Consider the following 20,634-nt stretch of genomic DNA (forward strand, 5'->3'; position numbering starts at 1 on the left):
TTCGGCGGCCGAACCGCTCGGTTCGGCCTCGTGCGTGGTTAGGCGTGCTCGTGCGCGGTTTCCTCGCGGCGGCGCATCGTGGCCACTGCGACCACGGCACCCAGCAGCGCCAGGAGGCCGAAGCCCAGCGACAGGTACAGCGGGGTGTTGTCCTTCTCCTTGGCCACCGCGGTCATTTCGCCGGAAGCGGTGCGCATGTCGAAGCTGACGGTGTTGCCGTCGATCTGCGCGCCGCTGCTGGCACTGACGATCTCGCCCGGGAAGGTCACGGTCATCGTGGATTCGGTCAGCGTCGAGGTGTCGCCGCCTGCCAAGCCCTGGGCGGAGAAGTAGTACTGGCCGCCGCGGAATTCGATGTTGACCTTCGGGCCGAGTTCCCCGGAAAGGTCTCCCATCTCGGTCAGCGACTTGTCATTGACCGTGAAGAGGTAGCCCTTGAACCCGTCCTGGTCGTAGGGGGTCTTCGTGGCTTCCTCGGGGAAGTTCTTGAAGAGCTCTTCCTCGGTGGTCCCCACCTGGCCCAGGACCTCCGCGACGCTGGCGTCGCCGACAACCTTCTTGTCGAAGGCCATCACCATGCTCAGCGAGGCCTTCTCCGGGCTGGAAACCACCAGATCCACATCCATCTTCATGCAACCGGTCAGGCTCAACACCAGTGCCACCATCACACCAATGACGGATACGATCTTCTTCATCAAATCTCCTCAACGTTCGGGGCACTGTTCGGCAATGATGCTCCCGGTTCAACATTCAACTCTAGTGGCTGGGGCGCTTGGGCCAAGAATTGCCCCGGTGGCTTCGGGCCACTGGCCCGATGCCGATGGCTAGACTTGGGCAGCATGAACACCTGGGAGCGCACACGCGAGGTGGCCAACTGGCTGAACCTCAGCACGATCAGTGGATTGGCGCTGGCATTGGCTTCCCGTTGCCCCGTCGCACGCGGTGAACGCGGAATCCTCCATGCCAGGAACTACACACCCGCATGGCCCCGGGCCGGGGCGTTCACGGTGGGCAACGTCGTCTTCTTTCGCACCCCGCCCCACGGTCCGGAGCCCGACCCCCGGTTGCTGGCGCATGAGGAAACACACAGCACCCAATACGCCCTGTGCCTGGGGCTGCCGTTCCTTCCGCTGTACTTCGCGGCGGCCGGATACTCCTGGTTGCGCACCTCGGATCCGGCCTCGCGGAACATCTTCGAACGCGCCGCGGGCCTGCGGGCCGGCGGCTACCGCGAGGCCCCGGTGCGCAAGCTGGCACCCGTGCTCGCCGCGCAGCTGCGCAGGATCCGGGGACCGGGCACGGGAACACCCTCGGCCGCATCCACAGGAGGAACCCCCACATGAAAACCGCACCCTCGATCACCGTCACGGGAACCGCATCCGCCCCGGCCGTGCCCGACATCATGGCCATTTCCCTCTCCGTCACCTCGCACCATGCACAGGCGGCCGAGGCCTTCGCGCTGGCCGCGGCCAGCGCCGGCGCGGTCATCGCCGCGGTGGCATCCGCGGACCCGGCGGCGGAGCTCTCGACCACGGGGATCACGCTCACTGCGCGCACCAGCTGGCGCAACGAGGAAGCCGTGCTTCTGGGCTACGATGCCGAAACCACCATCGAGGCCACGAACCTGGCAGTGGATGCGGTGGCCACCGTGCTCTCCGCCGCTGTCGGTGCCGGAGGGGACGCGCTGCGGATCCACTCCCTGCGTGCGGAGGTCTCCGATCCGGCAAGCGCCCCGGAAACGGCTCGCGAGCTGGCCTTCGCCGACGCCCGCGCCAAGGCCGAACAGCTGTCCCGGCTGGCCGGAGCCCGGCTCGGGGCCGCGCTGAGGGTGCGCGAATCGGCCCACGAGCCGGCACTGCCGCTGCAGCGCGCCAAGGCCGTCGCCATGGCGGCGTCCTCGATGCCGGTGGTGGCAGGCCGGCGGGATCTTTCGGTGGCACTCGAGGTGACCTGGGAGTTGCGCTCAGCCGGAAGACCGGGGACCGGAACCTAGTATTCGGTGCCCGCGCTGAGCAGCGGCTCGGCCGCGTTGTCCAGTGCCAATTGGGCCACGGCGGCCACCGCCGTGGCCATCTCTTCGAGGCCGGGGTGGGTGGCGTCCATCCATGGAACGTGGATGAAGCCGGCTCGGATACCCGGCACCCCGGCGGTGCGGTGCATCAGCGCATAGAACACCTGGTTGCAGACAAAGCTCCCGGCCGAATACGAGATGTTCACCTCGATGGCGTCCCGTCCGGGGGCCGGTTCCCGCAATGCCTGCAGGGCGGCCTTCAACGGAAGGGTGGCAAAGTAGGCAGCCGGAGCCCCCGCCACCACCGGCCGGTCGATGGGCTGGTACCCGGCGTTGTCCGCGATCCGGGCGTCGATGTGGTTGATGGCGACCTTTTCCAGGCCCATGGTGGTTCTCCCGGCGGCCAGCCCGAGGCTGATCACCACGCTCGGCCGGTGCGACTCGATCAGGTGATCGAGCACTGTTGGCGCGGCGGCGAAGGCGCAGGGAAGTTCCGCGGCATGCACCTCCAGTCCCTGTCCGCGCAGGATGTGCGCGGCCTGCCGGGCAATGGCGAAGGACGGATTGAAGTCATCTCCCCCGAACGGCTCGAAGCCGGTCAGCAGGATCACCGGGTGGCTCCGGCCAGCGTGTCGGCGAGCACCGCGTGCACGATCGGCAGGTCCGCCGGGATCCAGTCCAGGGCCGCCAGGGCGTCAGCGTCCAGGTCGACCCAGACCAGCTGGTCGTGGTCCTCGAGGGTGTCCGGGGTTCCGTCGGAGATCTCGGCGAACCACACGCGCATCGCCGCGGTCTCGTTCAGCACCCAGCCCTCGGGAACGGGACCGAACACCTCGCTGCCCAGAACCACCCGGACGCCGAGCTCCTCGGCCAGTTCGCGCCGGACCCCGGCTTCGCAGCTCTCCCCCGGTTCAAGCTTGCCGCCGGGAAATTCCCACAACCCGGCCAGCATCGGCGGGGAGGTGCGCCGGGCGGCAAGCAGCTTGCCCGGGGCACTGAGCGAATCCAGGATCGCGGCTGCGACTATTTGCTTGTAAGCCATGGGACCTAGCCCTGCCCGGCAGGCGTCTCGGGAACACCATCGGTGGAGACCAGGATGTCCGGCTCGATGTAGATCACGCACTTGTGCTCCACCGCGGCGCGGATCCGTGATTCGGCCCCGTCGATCGCGGCGGCAATCTGTGCCCCGGTGGCGTTGGCGGGCACGGAGACCTTCGCCGCGACCAGGATTTCCTCGGGCCCCAGGTGCAGGGTCTTGAGGTGGATCAGGCGTGCGCCCTCGGCGGTGATGGCCGATGCGATCAGGTTCACGTGCTCGGCGGTTGCCGATTCGCCCAGCAGCAGGGACTTGGTTTCGACCGCCAGCACGATGGCGATGGCGACCAGGAGCAGGCCGATGCAGGCGGTGCCCGCGGCGTCGAAGACGCCGTTTCCGGTCAGCAGGGTGAGGCTGACGCCGCACAGCGCCAGGACCAGGCCGATGAGCGCCCCGAGGTCCTCGAGCAGGATCACCGGCAGCTCCGGTGCCTTGGCGGTCCGCACGAACTTGGCCCAGGACTGCTTGCCGCGCACCAGGTTGGATTCCTTGATCGCGGTACGGAACGAGAAGCCCTCGGCAATGATCGCGCCGATCAGCACCGCCAGGGGCACCCACCACCACTTGCCTTCGATGCCGTGCGGGTCCTTGAACTTCTGCCACGCCTCATAGAGCGCGAACAGGCCGCCGACACTGAAGAGCACGATGGAGACGATGAAGGAGTAGACGTAGCGTTCCCGGCCGTAGCCGAAGGGGTGTTCCTGGTCCGCTTCCCTCCGGGCCTTCTTCCCGCCAACGAGCAGGAGGATCTGGTTGCCCGAGTCGGCCACCGAGTGGATGGCTTCGGCGAGCATTGAGGATGAGGCCGTCACGGCCCACGCCACAAACTTGAACAGCGCAATGGTCAGGTTGGCCGCCAGTGCGGCAACCACCGCTTTCGTTCCCCCCGATGCTGCCATGGCGTCCCTACTCTCTATGGTTCGTGTGTTCCAGGTTCCCGCACGAGGTTCCGTCCGGCCGCTCCGGCAGTCGGCATACAGGAGGTCTTGACATGGTGTTTCGGCATTCCTGCCCCATCCTATGCCACGGCTTGGCCCGTGGCGGGGTGGGCTCAGCCGCGGCGCTGGGCGCGCGCGGAGGCGTACAGGCACATGGTGGCGGCCGTTCCCACGTTCAGCGATTCGGCGATCCCGTACAGCGGCACCGCCACCCGGTGGTCCGCTCCGGCCAGTTCGGTCTCGTCCAGGCCCTGGCCCTCGTTGCCGAAGACCCACACGGTGGGATCCTCCAGCACCGGCTGGCCCTCCGGGGCAGGTTCGGTGCTGCCGGCCCGACGTGCGGCGCTGGCGTCCTGGAGGGCGTCCAGGTCCGCTGCCCCGTAGCCGTCGGCGGCCAGGATGGTGGAGCCCTGGCCCTTGAATGCGGCCATGGTCGCACCGAAATCGGCGTTGGTGATGATGGGCAGGTGGAAGATGGAGCCGACGGTGGAGCGCACGGCCTTGGGGTTGTAGATGTCCACGCTGCCGGAGGTGAGCACCACGGCATCGGCGCCTGCGGCGTCGGCGGCGCGGATGATGGTTCCGGCGTTGCCCGGGTCCTGCACGCGGGTCAGCACCGCCACCAGGCGCGGCTTGGTGGCCGCCACGTCCTGCAGGCTGTTTTCGGGGATGACGCATACGGCCACGATGCCCTGCGGTGTCACGGTGTCGGCGATCGCCGCCAGGACTTCCTGGTTGACCAAGCGGGTGTGCACGCGCTCGGCCTTGTTCGACATGACCTCGAGTTCGGGGTGCTTGTCCAGGCAGTCCTCGGTTGCGTAGACCGCGCGGACCACCTCGGTCCGGCCATGTTCGGCGTTCTCAAGATGCAGGCGCAGGGCTTCTCGGACGGCCTGCGGGCCCTCGGCCAGGAACTCGCCGCTGCGGGCGCGTCCGGTGCGGGTGGCCAGTCGGGCCACTTCGCGAACCTTTTCGGCACGGACGTTGGTCATGGTCAGTTCGTTGTCTCCGGCAAGATTCATGAGAACGACTTTACCGGGGATACGCCAAAGGGACGGAATCGCAAGCGATTCCGTCCCTTTGGACAAGAGCTTAGAAGCTCAAGGATTAGGCGTCCTTGATCTGCTGGCGGGATTCGCCACCTGCAGGCTCGAAGCCGGCTGCCTTGGCGGATTCGATGGTCTCGAACCAAACTTCGGCAACGGTCTGGTCGTACCAGGTCGAGCCCGGAACGTGGTACTTGTTCGACTGGGCGTTGCCCTTGATGACGAAGCCTGCCGGAGCCTCTGCCCCTTCGGCAGCCGGAGCGGCAGCCTTCTTGGCAGCGGCCTTTTTGGCAACCGGGGCAGCAACGGCTGCGGCGGCGGCCTTCGGGGCGTTGACATCGGCCGGGAGGGCGTTCTTGGCAACGGCAACCAGGGTGGCGAATGCGTTGGCATCCGACACGGCCAGCTCGGCAAGCATGCGGCGGTCAACCTCGACCTCAGCGGCCTTCAGGCCCTGGATCAGGCGGTTGTAGGTCAGGCCGTTGGCGCGGGATGCAGCGTTGATGCGCTGGATCCACAGGCGACGGAAGTCACCCTTGCGCTTGCGGCGGTGGCCGAAGCTGTAGACGAACGAGTGGAGCAGCTGCTCCTTGGCCTTGCGGTACAGGCGCGAACGCTGACCGCGGTAGCCCTTGGCGCGTTCAAGAATGACGCGACGCTTCTTATGGGCGTTTACTGCCCGCTTCACACGTGCCACGTGTGTACTCCTTTGTTTCTGTCTCGCCCAGCCGCATCGTGGCGGTCTGGCGAAAAATCTTTATGTGGTCGGGAATCCAGGATCGGAATCCCAAGACGGACTGGAGTTAGATACCGAGCATCCGCTTGATGGTCTTGACGTCCGCCTTGGCGACCAGCTGGTCAGATGCCAGGCGACGGGTGATGCGGGAGGACTTGTGCTCCAGGTAGTGACGGCGGTTGGCCTGCTGGCGCATGATCTTGCCGCTACCGGTGAGCTTGAAGCGCTTCTTGGCGCCACTATGGGTCTTGAACTTCGGCATATCCGCCGTTCTCCTTACTTGCTCCCGGGGACCTGTCGGGCCGGGGATCTTGCGAACTCCCGCGTTTGGGGGAATCCGTGGTTCTGGTGTTGCTCTTGCGAGCGTGCCCTGCTCGGGACGACCTTACTTGGTCGTCCCGGGCTTGGCGGCGCGGGTTGCGGGCTTGGGACCCGGCTTGCCCGCAGGCTTTGGAGCCATGGCCATTGGCTTGGGAACGGCCATCGGCTTCGGTGCTGCAACCGGCTTGGCTGCAACGGCCGGCTTGGCGGCCGGTGCCGGAGCGGTGGCCGGTGCCGGAGCGGTGGCCGGTGCCGGAGCGGTGGTCGGCCTGCTGGCTGCCGGACGAACCGGAGCCTTGCTGGCTGCCGGACGGCTGGACGCATCGCGCACCGGGGCCGCCTTGACAGGGGCCTTGGCCACTGCCGGGGCTGCCTTGACCGGGGCGGCCTTGGGTGCGAGCTTGGCGGCGGCCTCTTCGGCTGCTGCTTCCGCACGTACCTTGGCAAGCTTTTCCATGATGTCCGACTCGATGACATCGGCAACCGAACCGCCGATGTCGCCCTGGGGCTCCGAGGTGTCCATCTTCGCCTTGGGGTTCGCTGCCTTGGCCTTGTCCGCATCGCGCTGTTCGTTGCGACGGGCTTCGGCCTTGGCCTCTGCCTTGTTCTTCAACGGTCCAACAACCATGACCATGTTGCGGCCATCGATGCGGGGGCTCGACTCGACCGCGCCGACTTCGGCAACGGCCTCGGCAAACTTGTTCAACAGGCGGATGCCCATTTCCGGACGCTGCTGTTCACGGCCGCGGAACTGGATCATGGCCTTGACCTTGTCACCAGCGCCGAGGAAGCGCAGCGCGTGCCCGACCTTGGTTTCGTAGTCGTGCGTGTCGATCTTCAGTCGGAAGCGGACTTCCTTCAGCACGGTGTTCGTCTGGTTCTTGCGCGTTTCGCGTGCCTTGACGGCGGCCTCGTACTTGTACTTCCCGAAGTCCATCAGCTTGCACACGGGAGGCTTGGCAGTGGGTGCCACCTCCACGAGATCAAGGTCGGACTCGATGGCAAGACGAAGAGCATCCTCAATACGGACAATGCCAACCTGTTCACCGGCAGGCCCGACAAGCCGCACCTCTGGGACGCGGATTCGATCATTAATGCGTGGATCGCTAATGTGTTGCTCCTGAGTAGTTCGTAGTTTCAGGCCACCGCAACAAAAGGAAAGGCCTTCGGCTGCAGGTGCAGGCGAAGGCCTCGAATTCGATCGATGAAAAATCATCCAACCGACGAATCCCGCGGGATCAATCGGTACCGAACTTACCCGGCCGCCTGATTCGGCTGCTGCGGGTGGGAGTGGCCTCCACTTGCATACTGAACCCAGGCGCTTTCGGTCGCATCCACCGAAGTGGAGGACGCACCCAAATGCACGGATTCAGTCGGTCTATGGAAAGCTTAGCAGTATGAGTACTCCTGAAACCAATCCGGACTCCAACAACGCCACCAACGAGATTCGCGACATTGCCGAGGTGGCAGCCGTTGAAATCATCACCACCGCCGCCGTGCACCTCATGAGTGCCGCCGCGGTTAAATGCGGCCTGGCCGAGGGCCACGACGCCGAAGAGCTCAAGGACCTCGACGAGGCCCGCAAGCTCATCACCGCACTGGCCGGCCTGGTCACTTCCGCAGCCCCGGAAATCGGTTCCCAGCATGCCGGACCGTTGCGCGACGGCCTGCGTTCGCTGCAGCTGGCCTTCCGCGAGGCCTCCGCGTTCCCCGACGAGCCGGGCAAGGGCCCGGGCGAAAAGCTCACCGGCCCGGTGAACTAACACCCCCGAAATCCAGGTAACACTTCGACCCATGGACCGTTGGCCGCCGAGAGATTGACCACACCGGGGCTTCGAGGCATTCCGGTCTTCCTGCTTCGGCTCGGCCGCACGGCAAAAAATCCCCCACCGGTTTTCCGGCGGGGGATTTTTTGTGGTCCTGGCTTGGCCCTAGCTCTCCGGCACCAGCAACCTTGCCCGGCCGCGGGCGCGCCGGACCTGCTGGGCCACCAGGGCCACGGCGCAGATGACCGCCCCGATGAAACCGACCATGATGAATCCGGCGCCGGCGCCGAAGCCGTCCACCGTCGCCCCGGTGATCGGGGAACCCAGCGCGGTGCCGCCGGTCAGTGCCGATCCGTACCAGCCCATGGCCTCGCCGCGGCGTTTTTCCGCCACCAGGTCGGTCAGCCATTCCGAGGCCGCCGACAGCACCGGGGCGCAGAGCATGCCGGGGGCGATGGACAGCAATGCCAGGGTCCAGGTGTCGGTGGCCAAGGCCATGGGAACGGTCAGCACGGCCATGGCCAGCAGCAGCACGATCGGCGAGATGCGCCGGTTCAGGCTGCCGTACAACAAGCCGCCCACCAGCGAGGCGCCGCACCAGAACAGGAACACGATGCCCAGCTGGCCCTCGCTGCCGTTCTCGTCCAGCAGCGACAGGATGCCTACCTCGGTGCCCGAAAGCACCAGTCCGGCTCCGGATGCGGCGATGAACACTGCGATGACCGAGGCACTGACCCAGCCGAACCTGTGCCGGAAACTGCGTCCGCGCGCGGCGATCCGGGCCTTGGCCGACTTCGCGCCGGCCAGGATCAGTTCCCCCTCGACGTCGGCCAGGCCGCCGGGCCCGGCGGCGATCAGCGAGGCCTCGGCCCCGAGGCGTTCCTCGTGCGGGTTGGCCTTGAGCGCGACGGCACCGGGCTGGCCGGAGCGCGTGGGCGGGTTCAGCAGCATCAGTGCGAGCCCGGAGGCGGAGGAGGCGATCCCGATGCCGATCATCCCGACGGTGGTGTCCAGCGAGGTGGCCACGATGCCGGCTCCCGCGGGGCCGACGATGAAAACCAGTTCGGTGGCCATGGCGTCCAGCGCGAACGCCGAGCGCCGGGTGTCCCCGGTGGTCATCACGCCCAGCGCGGTGCGCACCACGGAGAAGACCGGCAGCGAGAAAAGCCCGCCGATGAATACCAGCGGCAGCACCCACTTGAAGGAAACCTGCGGGACGATGCTCCAGACCACGACCTCGGCGATGACCGAGGGGATCAGTGCCCGGCGCAGCCCGTACATGTCAACGACGTGCCCGCGCCAGGGCGCACCCAGGGCGATGCCGATGGTCATCAGGGCGACGACCAGTCCGGCCGAGCCCCAGTCCTGGTCCAGTTCGTTGACCAGGTGCAGCAGCAGGAGCATGCCGACCGCGGCGTGCGGGAGCCGGGCGACCATGCCGATCAGCAGCAGGGCACCGACCCCGGGTTGCTTCAGCAGTTGGCCATAGCGACCGAATTTCATGCGCCGGGGTCCGGTGCCGTTGCCGGCGCCGCCTTGAGGGCCACCTCGAGCGAGTCGACGCCTTCGGCGAATTCCTGGTTTGCGGCCAGCCGCCCGTGGATCCGTGAGACGCATTCGCGTGCCCCGGCCTCGTCGATGCCCGGGTGGAAGGTGAATTCAAGGCGCAATTCCGGGCCCGGTCCCCCGCCGGGAACCGAGGCGCCCGAGGCCGTGCGCGTACCCACGCCATGGCCCGGTGCCAGGTGGATCGAGGCCAGCGAATCCTCGCTGGTTGCCTGCTCGGAAACGACCGCGGCAAGGTCTTCGTTGAGGTAGCTGGGGATCCATGCCCGTTGCTGGGCCAGTGCCCACATGCCCGGGCGGCGCAGCACGAAGGTGTACTCCGCGCCGGGATCCAGGACCAGCATCTGGGCATCCTCGGAAACCGCGGAGAGCGCGGCCCGCGGGGCGTAGACGGCAACGGGGCGGGCCTCGGCATGCCAGGCCTGGAGGTTGTTGACGCTGCTGAAAACGGGCAGGGCCTTGCGTCCGTCGGGGGCGCTGAGCGTGACCAGGGCCATGTCCGCTTCCTTGTCCTCGGTGAAGCCGTGCTCCCCCAGGCCTCCCTCGGCCAGCTGGGCCACCACGGCGATGTAGATCCGGGCCTCGGCCAGGGCTGCGTGGACCTGCTGCTCGCTGCCGGTTCCCGCGACCAGGGCGGCCAAGGCGGCCTCGAGCCTCGGATCGATCAGGCCGTTGTCGTTGTCGAAGTTGTGCAGCGGGTTGCCCTCTCCGGACAGGTCCCGGCCTTCCCAGCTTTGCCCCGCCGAGTCGACGGCGCCGCCGGCACGCTGCAGGGCCGCGGCAATGTGGCCGGGCAGGTGTCGTTCGGCACCCTGGCCGGCGTGGGAAGAAGGAGAATTCGCGCTCATACGCCCATGCTATCCCGCGCCCGCGCCGGGGCCCGATCGGCTGTTTGCCCTGCTCACAGGTCTGCGGCCCACGTGCCACGGCGAATCCCTGCCGGTGGACGGTCAGCAACGTGTGGCGAACCTCGCGCGCAGCAGCTGCGGCGCGACGCCGAGGCAGCCTGGCTAGCTTAGGTCCCAGAGCATCCTGTAATACCCGATGCGTGTCGCATCCGGTTCGATCCCATAGCCGGAATACACGTACTCCTCGTACCCGGGCCCGTAGTTCCAGGCGGTGCTCCAGGCCGCGACAGCAAGGTCCGCCCAGCGGTCGGCCACGCCCAGCTCGCCCAAATCCACGTGGGCGGCGAAGTTCCCGTGCCCGTCCAGCAGCGTGTTCGGAGCGCAGGCATCCCCGTGGCACACCACCAGGTCCAGCGGCAGCGGCGGAGCGGACAGCAGCTCCCGGGCCCCGGGGATGGACAGGTGCGAGTATTCGTGGCTCCAGTTTTCCGGTCTCTGGCCCGCCGCAATGCGCTGCTCGAAGGCCTGCAAGCGCTCGGCCACCGACCATTCGAAGGGGCAGTCCCGGACGGGCAAGGCGTCGTGGAGCGCACGCAGCCCCCTGCCCAGGGCACGGGCGGCCAGCTCGGGGCGGCGCATCCACTGCGCGGACACCGCGGATTCGCACGACAGTGCGGCGGTGAGCAGCCAGCTTCCCGACTCGTCGCTGCCGACCGCGAGCACTTCCGGGACCCGCGCGTGGCGGGCGGCCCATTCCAGCCTCGTGGCTTCCTTCGCGAAGTCCGTTTCCCCGGTGCCCTTCGGTGCGTACTTGAGGTAGCGGTCGGTGGGGGTTCCTGCCCCGATCCTGAAGGTCGTTCCGCCGGCCTGGTTGATCCAGACGGCCTCGATGGCTTGGCCCCCGGCCATCCGGGAGACGGAGGCGGGAACGGTCCTGGTCTCGGCGGGGACGAATGCAAGGGGAGGTCGCGGATTCATCCTCCCAGCATGCCCGTTCCCTGCCCTGCTTCGCGACCCGAATCCGGCGGTGCGCCGGCGTGGATGGGAAAAGGGTGAAGTCCGATGGACTTCACCCTTTCCTTGTCGATGCCGTTTGCCGGGCCATCGGGCCCGAGCCGGGGACCTAGCGGCGGCCCGCCACGTCCAGGGCCTCGGCCATGGTGAACTTGCCCGCATACAGGGCCTTGCCCACGATGGCGCCCTCGACGCCGGCCGGGACCAGTTCGCGCAGCACACGCAGGTCCTCGAGGCTGGAGATGCCGCCGGAGGCGATGACCGGCTTGGAGGTGCGCTTGCACATCTCGGCCAGCAGTTCCACGTTCGGTCCGCGCAGCGTTCCGTCCTTGGTGACGTCGGTGACCACGTAGCGGGCGCAGCCGGCGTCTTCGAGGCGGGCGAGCACCTCCCAGATGTCGCCGCCTTCCTTGGTCCAGCCGCGGCCCGACAGCACGGTGCCGCGCACGTCCAGGCCGACGGCGATCGCCTCGCCGTGGCGGGCAATGGCGCGGGCGGTCCATTCCGGGTTTTCCAGGGCAGCGGTGCCCAGGTTCACGCGGGTGGCACCGAATTCGAGGGCGCGCTCGAGGGATTCGTCGTCGCGGATTCCGCCGGAGAGCTCGACCTTGATGGTCAGTTCCCTGGCGATGCGGCCCAGCAGTTCGGTGTTGGCACCGCGGTCGAAGGCCGCATCCAGGTCCACCAGGTGCACCCATTCGGCGCCGGCTTCCTGCCAGGCCAGGGCGTTTTCGAGCGGGTCGCCGTAGCTGGTCTCGGAGCCGGCCTCGCCCTGGACCAGGCGCACGGCCTGGCCGTTCACCACGTCGACGGCGGGCAGCAGCTCAAGGATGTTGTTTTGGTTCTTGGACATGATCGATCCTTAGGTTCGGTGTCGGCCGGTGCCGGGGCAGGGGTGCGGTGCCGGCGGTTGGGCCGTGGGTTAAAGCAGGGTGAGGCGGTAGGCGGCGAAGAGCGAAACCCCGGCCAGTGCCCAGACGGCGATGATCCAGGAAATGTGGGCACGTTGCTGACGCAGGGAGAGCGCTCCGCCGGCGAGGATGCCGGCGACGCCCATGAGCACGATTGACCAGATGAGCATGGACTACAGGGTCTCCAACCAGTTGCGCAGCAATCTTGCCCCGGCGTCCCCGGACTTCTCCGGGTGGAACTGCAGGGCGCACAGGGGCCCGTTTTCGATGCCGGCGATGAAGGGGACCCCGTGTTCGGCCCAGGTGACCTGCGGCGGTGTCATCTTGGGCTGGGCGACCTCGAAGTTCCATTTCTGCACCGCGTAGGAGTGCACGAAGTAGAAGCGTTCGCTTTCGATCCCGGCGAACAGCTTGCTGCCGGCCGGAGGGGTGACGGTGTTCCAGCCCATGTGCGGGATGACCGGGGCCTTGAGCAGTTCCACGGTGCCGGGCCATTCGCCCAATCCGGGGGTGCGGGTCCCGTGTTCCACGCCCTCGTCGAAGAAGACCTGGTGTCCGACGCAGACACCGAGCACCGGCCGCCCGCCGGCGATGCGGCGTCCGATCCAGCGGATCGCCCCGACGTCCTTGAGTGCCTGCATGACCGCAGCAAACGCGCCCACGCCGGGAACGAACAGCCCGTCGGCCTCGAGGATGTCCTCGGGCTTGGCCGAGAGCTTGACCTGCGCGCCGGCAGCCTCAAGTGCCCGGACGGCGGAGCGGACGTTGCCCGATCCGTAGTCCAGGACGGTGACGGTCTTGGGCGCCATCTACAGCGCACCCTTGGTGGACGGGATGGCGTCGCCGATGCGGGGGTCGATTTCCACGGCTTCGCGCAGGGCGCGGGCCAGGGCCTTGAACTGGGCCTCGACGATGTGGTGCGGGTCGCGGCCCGAGAGCACCTCGATGTGGGCGCAGACCTGCGCGTGGAAGGTCAGCGACTCGAACACGTGGCGGGTCATCGAACCGGTGAAGTGCCCGCCGATCAGGTGGTATTCCTGGCCGGCCGGCTCGCCGCCGTGCACCAGGTACGGGCGCCCGGAGATGTCGACCACGGCGCGGGCCAGGGCCTCGTCCAGCGGTGCGTAGGCGGTGCCGAAGCGGCGGATGCCCGCCTTGTTGCCCAGCGCGGTGCGCAGCACCTCGCCGATGGTGATCGCGGTGTCCTCGACGGTGTGGTGCACATCGATTTCGATGTCTCCGGTGGCCCGCACGGTCAGGTCGATGAGCGAATGCTTCGACAGGGCCGTCAGCATGTGGTCGTAAAACGGTACGCCGGTGCTGATTTCGGAGCGGCCGGTGCCGTCCAGATCGAGTTCGACAAAGACGGAGGACTCGCTGGTGATGCGTTCGAGGCGAGCGCGACGACCCGTGAGTTTTTCGGCAGACATGCACATTCCTTTAGATCAGGCGGTGAGACGAGGATGTGGGGCGGCGGAACATCGATGCTCGATCGGAGGAAGGGCCCAGGCCCGTCTTCCGGCACCATTGCCACCTGCCCCAAGTTTAGCGTGAGAGCGTGTGAGGACCCTGATCGAGCAGTTCCTCGAGGCGGACAAGGAACGCGGTGGTTTCCGCTTCCGTGCCCGCGGTGACCCGCAGGTGGCCCGGGATTCCGACGTCGCGGATGATCACCCCGGCCTCGAGCAGCCCGTTCCAGATGGCCTTGGTGTCCTTGATCCCGCCGAAGAACACGAAGTTGGAGTCGCTGGAGGCAGGGTGCAGGCCCATGCGGGTGAGCTCGTTGACGATCCTGTCGCGCTGGATCTTGATGTCCTCGACGTTGGCCAGCAGGGCATCGACATGCTTCAGCGCGGCATTGGCGGTGGCCTGGGTGACTGCCGAAAGGTGGTACGGCAGGCGGACCAGGCGGATCGCGTCGGTGACTTCCGGAGCCGCGGCCAGGTAGCCCAGGCGGGCGCCGGCCAGGGCGAACGCCTTGGACATGGTCCGTGAAACGATGAGCCGCTCGCGTCCCGGCAGCAGGGACAGCGCCGACGGGGTTCCGTTGTGGGCGAATTCCGCGTACGCCTCGTCAACGATCACGATGGCGTTGCTTGCCTCGCCGGCTTCGTAGACCTCTTCGACCACATCCAGGCCCAGCGCGGTGCCGGTCGGGTTGTTGGGAGAGCAGAGCAAGACGATGTTCGGCGCCGCCTCACGGACCTGTGCCGCGGCATCGATGGCCGAGAGCCCGTAGTCCGCCGAGCGGACACCGGCCAGGTAGGCGGTGTCGGTCCCGGAGGCCAGCAACGGGTACATCGAGTAGGTGGGAGGGAAACCCATCACCGTGCGCCCGGGTCCGCCGAAGGCCTGCATGATCTGCTGGAGAACCTCGTTGGAACCATTGGCTGCCCAGACATTGTCGGCTTCCAGGCCGTGGCCCAGGTAGGCGGCGAGACGTTCGCGCAATTCGGTGAACTCGCGGTCCGGGTAGCGGTTCAGTCCCATGGCTGCTGCGGAGACTTCTTCGACGATGGCGCGATGCACTTCCGGGGGAAGCGGATGGGTGTTTTCGTTGACGTTCAACTGGATGGGTACGTCGATTTGGGGTGCGCCGTAAGGTTCAAGACCTTGAAGATTCTCTCGCAGGGGCAGATTTGCCAGGCGATTTAGCCGTTCATTCACGGCTCAAGTCTACGGCGGCGGCGCGGTGACCATGGAATCTTCACCGGTGCCAGGGGTAATAAACGGTTAGCAATGGTGGGGCGCGGCATCGATCGGCGCGCCCGGAGGGCGCTGGCCCTAGCTTCCGGTGGGGACGAAGATTTCCGCCCCGGGGTGCAGCACCGAGCTGTTGAGGTTGTTCAGGTCGCCGATCTGCCGAACGGCTTCGCGGGGCTCGAGCTGCGGGGCAAACTCCCTGGCGATCCCCCACAAGGTGTCGCCCTCGATGACGGTGACGGTGACCGCTTCGACGCCCAGCGGGGTGTCGACCGAGGCGTTGGCCGGGGATTGGAACAGGCCCAGGAGCATGAGCACCGCCGCGCTGACCAGGAAGATGGGCAGTGCAATCAGCACGAATTTTCCGCGGCGCGTGAGCCGCAGTGGCGCCAGCTCGGGCTGCGAAACCAGTGCGGGTTGCGGTGCCGGGGTGTAGTCGGACGTTACAAGGTGGAGCGGGGCCGAGAAAGCAGTGTTTGCCATGTCGTTGCCTTTCCTCTGTGTTCACTTGCCGTACGGGCCCGGTGGCCCATTCGAACAGATGACGGTTATTCGAACACATCTTTCGAACGTGTGTTCGTAGTGCGCATCTTATTTCTAGCACCTTTGGACGACACGTGTCCAGATATGTTCGAACAAATCTTTGAAAGTAGTGTCTTTGTCTACTAAGATGGGGGTAGTGGAGCGATGTATTGACTACATCAGTTCCCACCGACAATTTGCGGCACGCGCGGGCAACCGGCGACGATCGGGATGAGGCATTGACAATGACGACCGAACAACGAACCCCTCGACGCGACGCGAAGAGCCTGACCATCCGTCAGAAGAAGGTTCTTGAGACCATCCAGCGCTCCGTGAGCACCAATGGCTACCCGCCATCGATGCGGGAAATCGGGGACGCCGTGGGATTGGCCAGCCTCTCAAGCGTGACCCACCAGCTGAGCCAGCTCGAGAAGCTCGGCTACATCCGCCGCGACCCGCGCCGTCCGCGGGCCATGGAGATCCTGCTTCCCCTGCAGCTCAAGAGCGAGAGCAAGCTCGAAGTGGTGGAGGGCCAGTCGGATCTGAGGGCAGCCAACGGGATGAGCGTCTCGGAGCTGACCACCTCCGCGGACACCGCCATGGTTCCCCTGGTGGGGCGCATTGCCGCCGGCGGTCCGATCCTCGCCGACCAGGCGGTCGAGGACGTCTTCGCCCTGCCGCGCCAACTGGTGGGACACGGCGAGCTCTTCATGCTGAAGGTCAGCGGGGACTCGATGATCGACGCCGCCATTTGCGACGGCGACTGGGTGGTCGTGCGACGCCAGCAGACCGCAAACAACGGCGACATCGTCGCGGCACTGCTCGAGGACGAAGCCACGGTGAAGACCTTCCGGCAGCGCGACGGGCACACCTGGCTGCTGCCGCAGAACTCCCGCTACGAACCCATCCTCGGTGACGCCGCAACCGTCATGGGCAAGGTCGTATCGGTCATGCGTTCGGTCTAGGCCCGCACCTACATTCATCCCCCGCAAACACGTGAGGACCGGTCAAACGACCGGTCCTCACGTATTTCCCGTGAACCCACGGGACAGGACGTCCTAGCCTTCGCTCAGGCGCTCGAGTGCGGAAATCACTGTCGCCTTGTCGGGCGTGGCCCACAGGGGCGGCAGCGAGGCACGCAGGAACGTGCCGTAGCGCTCGGTGGCCAGGCGCGAATCCAGCACGGCCACCACTCCCTTGTCGTTGACCGAACGGATCAGGCGACCGGCGCCCTGCGCGAGGCGCACCGCGGCGTGGCTCGCGGCCACGGCCATGAAGCCGTTGCCGCCGTGCTTGGCCACGTCGCGGCTGCGGGCCGAGGACAGCGGGTCGTCGGGCCGCGGGAACGGGATCTTGTCGATGATGACCAGCCGGCAGGCGTTGCCCGGAACATCCACGCCCTGCCAGAGCGTCATCGTGCCAAAGAGGCAGGTGTCGGGTTCGGCGGAAAACTGGTCCACCAGGGCCTTCATGCTGGACTCGCCCTGGCACAGGATCGGGATGTCCAGGCGTGCCCGCAGGATCTCCGCCGCTTCTTCCGCGGCGCGGCGCGAGGTGAACAGGGCCAGCGCCCCGCCGCCGGAGGCCTTGATCAGGTCCTCGATCTCGGACAGGGTTTCCTGGGACATCTGGCGCCCGGGCTTGGGCAGATGCTTGGCGACGTACAGGATCCCTTGCCTGGGATAGTCGAAGGGGCTTCCCACGTCCACGCCGTTCCAGGTCGGTGCCCCCTCGCCCACGAGGCCCAGGGTGCCCGCCACGGGCTCGAAGGCCGCCCCGATGGCCAGGGTTGCGCTGGTGAGGATCACCGTGCGCCCGTCGAAGAGTCCCTCGCGCAGCTTGCCGGCGACCGAGAGCGGGGCGACGTTCAGGGTCGGCTGGCTTGACTCGTCGGGTTGGACATAGCCCTCCCCCGGGCTGAAGTGCCCGGGACGCGAGGCCCAGATGACTTCCCGTTCCTCGGTCATTTCAAGCATCTTGCTGCACTGCTCCACCAGGTACATGACCTGCGAGCGGGCCATTTGGCGTCCGCCGTCGGCGGGGGCGTTGGCCTCGGGCTTTGAATCGGACAGGACCACGCGTGCGGCCTCGGCGATCTGGTTGATCGCCGCCTGCTGGTCCTCGTTCAATCCGCGGGCCATGAGCCCGGTGGGGACTCCCTCCAGGGCGCGCTGCAGCGCCTTGGCCCCCTGGTTCAGCGAATCCACGCTGACCGAGCAGTGCTTGCGCGCCGCCGACGCGGCGGCCTGGACCATCGCCACCGACAGCGGCCGGGTCACCGAGGAGGTCACGCGGTCCTGCAGCTCGTGGGCCTCGTCGATGATGACGGTGTCGAAGTCCGGCAGCACGGCCAGTCCCTCGAACGCCGAGACGGCCAGCATCGCGTGGTTGGTGATCACGACGTCCGCGGTGGCCGCGCGGGCGCGGGCCAGTTCGCTGAAGCATTCGGAGGCCATGGGACATTTTTGGGATCCCAGGCAGTCCATCGCGCTGACCGAGACCTGTCGCCAGGCCTTGTCGCTGACGCCCGGGGCCAGGTCGTCGCGGTCCCCGGTGTCGGTCTGCTCGGCCCACTGCCGCAGCCGCACCACTTCCTTGCCCAGCACCGAGCCGGGCCCGTCCGCGGAACCGCCCAGTGCGGGGGTGCCGGAATCCATCGAGAACAAGGCGCCCTCGTCGTCATCCGGGTAGCCGCCGCCGAGCTTGTACTGGCACACGTAGTTGGAGCGTCCCTTGACCAGGGCCACGTCCATCTCGCGCGGCAGTTTGTCCTTCAGCGAGGACAGCAGGCGCGGGACGTCCCGGCCGACGATCTGGGCCTGGAGCGCCAGGGTTGCGGTGGAAATCACCACCGGCTTTTCCGAATCCAGCGCATGGGCCAGCGCGGGGACCAGGTAGGCCATGGATTTGCCGGTGCCGGTCCCTGCCTGCACCAGCAGGTGCTCGCCGGTTTCCATGGCCCGCACGACCTGGCGGGTCATTTCGTGTTGGCCCGGCCGGTTTTGTCCGCCCATCGTGGACACCGCAGCGTCCAATAGGGCGATGACATCTGATTCCTCAGCCATGAATACTAAATTGCTCCACTTCTGCGGCCATGCTTTCGCGGACCTTGACCATCATGCGGGTTCCCGTTTCGGTGTGTTCGACGGCCAGGATCTCGGCCTCGGCGCCGTGGAGCTTGTTGACCACGTCGCCTCGATCATAGGGAATCATCAATTCTAGTTGGACATCGGGGCGGGGAATTGCCGCGCTGATTTTCGCGAGTAGTTCCTCGATGCCCTCGCCGGTGCGTGCAGAGACGATGACGTGGTTGGGTTCGCGCTGGCGCAGGCGTTCGACCACGAACGGGTCGGCCACATCCGCCTTGTTCAGCACGATGATCTCCGGGATGCCGCGCGCATCCACGTCGTTGAAAACCTCGCGCACCGCCTGGATCTGCCCTTCGGGGTCCGGGTGCGCGGCGTCGACCACGTGCAGGATCAGGTTGGCGTCGGCCACTTCCTCCAGCGTGGAGCGGAAGGCCTCGACCAGCTGGGTGGGCAGCGACTTCACGAAGCCGACGGTGTCCACCAGCGTGTAGGTCAGTCCGTCGCTGGTTTCGGCCTGGCGGACCGTGGGATCCAGCGTCGCGAACAGGGCGTTTTCGACCAGCACGCCGGCGTGGGTGAGCCGGTTGAGCAGCGAGGACTTCCCGGCGTTGGTGTATCCGGCGATGGCCACCGAGGGCACGGCGTTGCGCTTGCGGTTGGCGCGCTTGGCCTCGCGGGCCGGGAGCATTCCCTTGATTTCCTTGCGGAGCTTGGCCATGCGGTCGCGAATGCGGCGGCGGTCCAATTCGATCTTGGTTTCGCCGGGGCCGCGGGAGCCGATGCCGCCGCCGGCGGTGCCGACCCGGCCACCGGCCTGGCGGGACATCGATTCGCCCCAGCCACGCAGGCGCGGCAGCAGGTACTCGAGCTGGGCCAGTTCCACCTGGGCACGGCCCTCGTGGCTCTTGGCGTGCTGCGCGAAGATGTCCAGGATCAGCGCGGTGCGGTCGATGACCTTGACCTTGACGACGTCCTCGAGGGCGCGTCGCTGGGAGGGCGCGAGTTCGGAGTCGATGATGACGGTGTCCGCCCCGGTTGCCGCGACGATTTCACGCAGCTCCACGGCCTTGCCCGAACCGAGGTAGGTTGCGGCGTCGGGTTTTGCGCGGCGCTGGACCAGGCCGTCGAGCACCTCGGAGCCCGCGGTTTCGGCCAGGGCGGCCAGCTCCCGCAGGGAGTTCTCCGCGTCCTCCGCGGTGCCTTCGTTCCAGATGCCGGCCAGGACCACGCGTTCGAGGCGCAGCTGCCGGTTTTCGACCTCGGTGACGTCCTCGAGCTCGGTGGACAGGCTTGCCGCCCGGCGCAGGCCGCGGCGTGCGTCGAGTTCTTCCTGGTCGCCGTCGAACGAAGTGTGCTCGCCGGTGTGCTTGCTCAGTGCCTGGGCGCGTCCGGCGAGGATGTTCTCGTCCTCCGGGGCACCGAAGTGCGTGCTCTTGCTGGCTGTGGCGGCGTCGCTGGCAAGGATGCGTTCGATGGCGGCTTGGAGCTGGGCCTCGTCCATGTCGCTGTCCTGCGGGCCGGAAGGCTGTGGATTGGTCATGTTCCCCTTTGCTTGCTGTATTCCAGAATAGTGCCCCGCACCGACAGAAGCGCCTTCGTGCGTGGATTGGTTCTCTTGGGTGTGGCGATTGTTTGACGTATGCATGGTGGCTCCTTGGACGGGCACCGTGTGCCAACGGTTTGCCCTGGATGCTGGGGCCGGGCCGCTGCGCGAGGCGCGGTTCCCGGGTTGCTGTGGTGGCGGTGGTGGTTCCGGTGTTGCCGCGGGGCACCTGCGGCCATGGTTCATCCGGTGCGGCCCGGGTGGGTTCCCGGAGCCGGCGACGAAAACGAGGTGTGTTTTCCTGGGCTGGATGTCGTGAAATGACTTTCGGGCGCTCCGCCGAACGGTCCGGGCTGATCGACTTCCCGTGATCGGGACTGGGCCCGGGGAAGGATGATGGGGACCGAAGTGTGTTCGGTCGCGTCTTACAAGTAAGTCATAGGGAAAACTCTATCACTTTGTGGCCGGATGCACCTTGAGACATCTCACACCCATTCCGGGCCGCGTTTGGGGCCTTGGGTTTG

General features: G+C 66.9%; 23 protein-coding genes. 4 read left to right on the plus strand and 19 right to left on the minus strand.

Annotated features, from left to right (window positions below; all coding sequences use genetic code 11):
• Positions 1 to 38: 38 nt before the first annotated feature.
• A complete protein-coding gene (locus J2T21_RS13830; RefSeq protein WP_307581971.1) occupies positions 39 to 695 on the minus strand; it encodes an LppM family (lipo)protein in 657 nt (218 codons plus the stop codon).
• Positions 696 to 839: 144 nt separating this feature from the next.
• Here J2T21_RS13830 and J2T21_RS13835 point away from each other — a divergent pair, with 144 nt between their 5' ends.
• Both J2T21_RS13835 and J2T21_RS13840 read left to right on the plus strand, forming a co-directional pair.
• The gene (locus J2T21_RS13835; RefSeq protein WP_307581973.1) at positions 840 to 1,343 is read left to right on the plus strand and encodes an eCIS core domain-containing protein; all 504 of its coding nucleotides are present in this window, start codon (positions 840 to 842) and stop codon (positions 1,341 to 1,343) included.
• Positions 1,340 to 1,993 carry an SIMPL domain-containing protein gene (locus J2T21_RS13840; RefSeq protein WP_307581975.1) on the plus strand — a complete coding sequence of 218 codons (654 nt, stop codon included), beginning with the start codon at positions 1,340 to 1,342 and terminating at the stop codon, positions 1,991 to 1,993. Before J2T21_RS13835 ends, J2T21_RS13840 begins: the two co-directional genes overlap by 4 nt.
• Here J2T21_RS13840 and J2T21_RS13845 read toward each other — a convergent pair.
• The 7 genes from J2T21_RS13845 to infC form a co-directional block, all read right to left on the minus strand.
• Positions 1,990 to 2,622 (minus strand): pyroglutamyl-peptidase I family protein, encoded by a 633-nt coding sequence (locus J2T21_RS13845; protein WP_307581977.1) that lies wholly within the window; start codon positions 2,620 to 2,622, stop codon positions 1,990 to 1,992. The genes J2T21_RS13840 and J2T21_RS13845 overlap by 4 nt on opposite strands.
• Positions 2,619 to 3,053, minus strand: a complete 435-nt coding sequence (locus tag J2T21_RS13850; RefSeq protein ID WP_307581979.1) for an NUDIX domain-containing protein — start codon at positions 3,051 to 3,053, stop codon at positions 2,619 to 2,621. The genes J2T21_RS13845 and J2T21_RS13850 overlap by 4 nt, the downstream gene beginning before the upstream one ends.
• Positions 3,054 to 3,058: 5 nt before the next feature.
• The gene (locus tag J2T21_RS13855) at positions 3,059 to 4,006 is read right to left on the minus strand and encodes a cation diffusion facilitator family transporter (protein ID WP_307581981.1); all 948 of its coding nucleotides are present in this window, start codon (positions 4,004 to 4,006) and stop codon (positions 3,059 to 3,061) included.
• A 152-nt stretch (positions 4,007 to 4,158) separates the two neighbouring features.
• Positions 4,159 to 5,067 carry a TrmH family RNA methyltransferase gene (locus J2T21_RS13860; protein WP_307581982.1) on the minus strand — a complete coding sequence of 303 codons (909 nt, stop codon included), beginning with the start codon at positions 5,065 to 5,067 and terminating at the stop codon, positions 4,159 to 4,161.
• An 85-nt stretch (positions 5,068 to 5,152) separates the two neighbouring features.
• Positions 5,153 to 5,788: a 50S ribosomal protein L20, sunset domain variant gene (gene rplT / locus J2T21_RS13865; RefSeq protein WP_307581984.1), complete on the minus strand. Its 636-nt coding sequence runs from the start codon at positions 5,786 to 5,788 to the stop codon at positions 5,153 to 5,155.
• 106 nt (positions 5,789 to 5,894) lie between these two features.
• Entirely contained in the window at positions 5,895 to 6,089 is a 195-nt protein-coding gene (gene rpmI / locus J2T21_RS13870; RefSeq protein WP_007272446.1) for a 50S ribosomal protein L35, read from the minus strand.
• A gap of 123 nt (positions 6,090 to 6,212) precedes the next feature.
• Positions 6,213 to 7,217 (minus strand): translation initiation factor IF-3, encoded by a 1,005-nt coding sequence (gene infC, locus J2T21_RS13875; RefSeq protein WP_373457935.1) that lies wholly within the window; start codon positions 7,215 to 7,217, stop codon positions 6,213 to 6,215.
• 328 nt (positions 7,218 to 7,545) lie between these two features.
• On the opposite strand from infC, the gene J2T21_RS13880 reads away from it, so the two are divergent.
• Positions 7,546 to 7,911, plus strand: a complete 366-nt coding sequence (locus J2T21_RS13880; RefSeq protein ID WP_071215811.1) for a DUF1844 domain-containing protein — start codon at positions 7,546 to 7,548, stop codon at positions 7,909 to 7,911.
• A gap of 168 nt (positions 7,912 to 8,079) precedes the next feature.
• On the opposite strand, the gene J2T21_RS13885 is transcribed toward J2T21_RS13880, so the two are convergent.
• The 9 genes from J2T21_RS13885 to J2T21_RS13925 all read right to left on the minus strand — a co-directional run bounded on the left by J2T21_RS13885 (position 8,080) and on the right by J2T21_RS13925 (position 15,439).
• On the minus strand, positions 8,080 to 9,417 hold the full coding sequence (locus J2T21_RS13885; protein ID WP_307581987.1) for an MFS transporter: 1,338 nt from the start codon (positions 9,415 to 9,417) through the stop codon (positions 8,080 to 8,082).
• Positions 9,414 to 10,328: an SseB family protein gene (locus tag J2T21_RS13890; protein ID WP_307581988.1), complete on the minus strand. Its 915-nt coding sequence runs from the start codon at positions 10,326 to 10,328 to the stop codon at positions 9,414 to 9,416. Before J2T21_RS13890 ends, J2T21_RS13885 begins: the two co-directional genes overlap by 4 nt.
• 162 nt (positions 10,329 to 10,490) lie before the next feature.
• Entirely contained in the window at positions 10,491 to 11,306 is an 816-nt protein-coding gene (locus J2T21_RS13895; RefSeq protein WP_307581989.1) for an aminoglycoside 3'-phosphotransferase, read from the minus strand.
• Between the two features lie 145 nt (positions 11,307 to 11,451).
• Positions 11,452 to 12,195 (minus strand): bifunctional 1-(5-phosphoribosyl)-5-((5-phosphoribosylamino)methylideneamino)imidazole-4-carboxamide isomerase/phosphoribosylanthranilate isomerase PriA, encoded by a 744-nt coding sequence (gene priA, locus J2T21_RS13900; protein WP_307581991.1) that lies wholly within the window; start codon positions 12,193 to 12,195, stop codon positions 11,452 to 11,454.
• A gap of 69 nt (positions 12,196 to 12,264) precedes the next feature.
• Positions 12,265 to 12,423: a hypothetical protein gene (locus J2T21_RS13905; protein WP_175475508.1), complete on the minus strand. Its 159-nt coding sequence runs from the start codon at positions 12,421 to 12,423 to the stop codon at positions 12,265 to 12,267.
• 3 nt (positions 12,424 to 12,426) lie between these two features.
• Positions 12,427 to 13,062 carry an imidazole glycerol phosphate synthase subunit HisH gene (gene hisH / locus J2T21_RS13910; protein ID WP_307581992.1) on the minus strand — a complete coding sequence of 212 codons (636 nt, stop codon included), beginning with the start codon at positions 13,060 to 13,062 and terminating at the stop codon, positions 12,427 to 12,429.
• Complete coding sequence (gene hisB, locus J2T21_RS13915; RefSeq protein ID WP_307581993.1) at positions 13,063 to 13,683, minus strand: imidazoleglycerol-phosphate dehydratase HisB; 621 nt, start codon at positions 13,681 to 13,683, stop codon at positions 13,063 to 13,065.
• Positions 13,684 to 13,798: 115 nt separating this feature from the next.
• Positions 13,799 to 14,920 (minus strand): histidinol-phosphate transaminase, encoded by a 1,122-nt coding sequence (locus J2T21_RS13920; RefSeq protein ID WP_307581994.1) that lies wholly within the window; start codon positions 14,918 to 14,920, stop codon positions 13,799 to 13,801.
• Positions 14,921 to 15,037: 117 nt separating this feature from the next.
• Positions 15,038 to 15,439 carry a LysM peptidoglycan-binding domain-containing protein gene (locus J2T21_RS13925; protein ID WP_307581996.1) on the minus strand — a complete coding sequence of 134 codons (402 nt, stop codon included), beginning with the start codon at positions 15,437 to 15,439 and terminating at the stop codon, positions 15,038 to 15,040.
• A gap of 284 nt (positions 15,440 to 15,723) precedes the next feature.
• Here J2T21_RS13925 and lexA point away from each other — a divergent pair, with 284 nt between their 5' ends.
• Positions 15,724 to 16,443 carry a transcriptional repressor LexA gene (gene lexA, locus J2T21_RS13930; protein WP_071215819.1) on the plus strand — a complete coding sequence of 240 codons (720 nt, stop codon included), beginning with the start codon at positions 15,724 to 15,726 and terminating at the stop codon, positions 16,441 to 16,443.
• A 93-nt stretch (positions 16,444 to 16,536) separates the two neighbouring features.
• On the opposite strand, the gene J2T21_RS13935 is transcribed toward lexA, so the two are convergent.
• Positions 16,537 to 18,543: an ATP-dependent DNA helicase gene (locus tag J2T21_RS13935; protein WP_307581999.1), complete on the minus strand. Its 2,007-nt coding sequence runs from the start codon at positions 18,541 to 18,543 to the stop codon at positions 16,537 to 16,539.
• On the minus strand, positions 18,536 to 20,107 hold the full coding sequence (gene hflX / locus J2T21_RS13940; protein WP_307582001.1) for a GTPase HflX: 1,572 nt from the start codon (positions 20,105 to 20,107) through the stop codon (positions 18,536 to 18,538). The genes J2T21_RS13935 and hflX overlap by 8 nt, the downstream gene beginning before the upstream one ends.
• Positions 20,108 to 20,634: the final 527 nt, after the last annotated feature.

Source organism: Paeniglutamicibacter psychrophenolicus, from assembly GCF_030812255.1.
GTDB lineage: Bacteria > Actinomycetota > Actinomycetes > Actinomycetales > Micrococcaceae > Paeniglutamicibacter > Paeniglutamicibacter psychrophenolicus_A.

Bases quoted from the DNA above. Each gene is read 5' to 3' on its own strand.
- J2T21_RS13830 (WP_307581971.1), bottom strand. From the start codon at position 695: ATGAAGAAGATCGTATCCGTCATTGGTGTGATGGTGGCACTGGTGTTG.
- J2T21_RS13835 (WP_307581973.1), top strand. From the start codon at position 840: ATGAACACCTGGGAGCGCACACGCGAGGTGGCCAACTGGCTGAACCTC.
- J2T21_RS13840 (WP_307581975.1), top strand. From the start codon at position 1,340: ATGAAAACCGCACCCTCGATCACCGTCACGGGAACCGCATCCGCCCCG.
- J2T21_RS13850 (WP_307581979.1), bottom strand. From the start codon at position 3,053: ATGGCTTACAAGCAAATAGTCGCAGCCGCGATCCTGGATTCGCTCAGT.
- J2T21_RS13855 (WP_307581981.1), bottom strand. From the start codon at position 4,006: ATGGCAGCATCGGGGGGAACGAAAGCGGTGGTTGCCGCACTGGCGGCC.
- J2T21_RS13860 (WP_307581982.1), bottom strand. From the start codon at position 5,067: ATGAATCTTGCCGGAGACAACGAACTGACCATGACCAACGTCCGTGCC.
- rpmI (WP_007272446.1), bottom strand. From the start codon at position 6,089: ATGCCGAAGTTCAAGACCCATAGTGGCGCCAAGAAGCGCTTCAAGCTC.
- J2T21_RS13880 (WP_071215811.1), top strand. From the start codon at position 7,546: ATGAGTACTCCTGAAACCAATCCGGACTCCAACAACGCCACCAACGAG.
- J2T21_RS13885 (WP_307581987.1), bottom strand. From the start codon at position 9,417: ATGAAATTCGGTCGCTATGGCCAACTGCTGAAGCAACCCGGGGTCGGT.
- J2T21_RS13890 (WP_307581988.1), bottom strand. From the start codon at position 10,328: ATGAGCGCGAATTCTCCTTCTTCCCACGCCGGCCAGGGTGCCGAACGA.
- J2T21_RS13895 (WP_307581989.1), bottom strand. From the start codon at position 11,306: ATGAATCCGCGACCTCCCCTTGCATTCGTCCCCGCCGAGACCAGGACC.
- priA (WP_307581991.1), bottom strand. From the start codon at position 12,195: ATGTCCAAGAACCAAAACAACATCCTTGAGCTGCTGCCCGCCGTCGAC.
- J2T21_RS13905 (WP_175475508.1), bottom strand. From the start codon at position 12,423: ATGCTCATCTGGTCAATCGTGCTCATGGGCGTCGCCGGCATCCTCGCC.
- hisH (WP_307581992.1), bottom strand. From the start codon at position 13,062: ATGGCGCCCAAGACCGTCACCGTCCTGGACTACGGATCGGGCAACGTC.
- hisB (WP_307581993.1), bottom strand. From the start codon at position 13,683: ATGTCTGCCGAAAAACTCACGGGTCGTCGCGCTCGCCTCGAACGCATC.
- J2T21_RS13925 (WP_307581996.1), bottom strand. From the start codon at position 15,439: ATGGCAAACACTGCTTTCTCGGCCCCGCTCCACCTTGTAACGTCCGAC.
- lexA (WP_071215819.1), top strand. From the start codon at position 15,724: ATGACGACCGAACAACGAACCCCTCGACGCGACGCGAAGAGCCTGACC.
- J2T21_RS13935 (WP_307581999.1), bottom strand. From the start codon at position 18,543: ATGGCTGAGGAATCAGATGTCATCGCCCTATTGGACGCTGCGGTGTCC.
- hflX (WP_307582001.1), bottom strand. From the start codon at position 20,107: ATGACCAATCCACAGCCTTCCGGCCCGCAGGACAGCGACATGGACGAG.